Genomic DNA, 546 nt, shown 5'->3' on the forward strand with positions numbered 1-546 from the left:
AACAGCTATGACATGATTACGAATTCGAGCTCCAGCGCTTTTTAACACTGCGAGCATAATGCCTGCGTCATCCGCCAGCAGGAGCTGGACTTTACTGATGCCCGTTATATCTGCGAAAAGACCGGGATCTGGACCCGTGATGGCATTCTCTGGTTTTCGTCATCCGGTGAAGAGATTGAGCCACCTGACAGTGTGACCTTTCACATCTGGACAGCGTACAGCCCGTTCACCACCTGGGTGCAGATTGTCAAAGACTGGATGAAAACGAAAGGGGATACGGGAAAACGTAAAACCTTCGTAAACACCACGCTCGGTGAGACGTGGGAGGCGAAAATTGGCGAACGTCCGGATGCTGAAGTGATGGCAGAGCGGAAAGAGCATTATTCAGCGCCCGTTCCTGACCGTGTGGCTTACCTGACCGCCGGTATCGACTCCCAGCTGGACCGCTACGAAATGCGCGTATGGGGATGGGGGCCGGGTGAGGAAAGCTGGCTGATTGACCGGCAGATTATTATGGGCCGCCAGCGCTATGAACACTCGGTACCC

At 54.2% G+C, this 546-nt stretch carries 1 protein-coding gene; it reads left to right on the forward strand.

The genetic code is table 11. From position 1 onward, the window contains the following. Positions 1 to 192 precede the first annotated feature (192 nt). Positions 193 to 546: terminase gpA endonuclease subunit (locus HMPREF9144_RS12620; RefSeq protein WP_040596004.1), on the forward strand; the 354-nt coding region annotated here is incomplete at its 3' end.

Origin of the sequence: Prevotella pallens ATCC 700821 (genome assembly GCF_000220255.1) — a bacterium.
Lineage (GTDB): Bacteria > Bacteroidota > Bacteroidia > Bacteroidales > Bacteroidaceae > Prevotella > Prevotella pallens.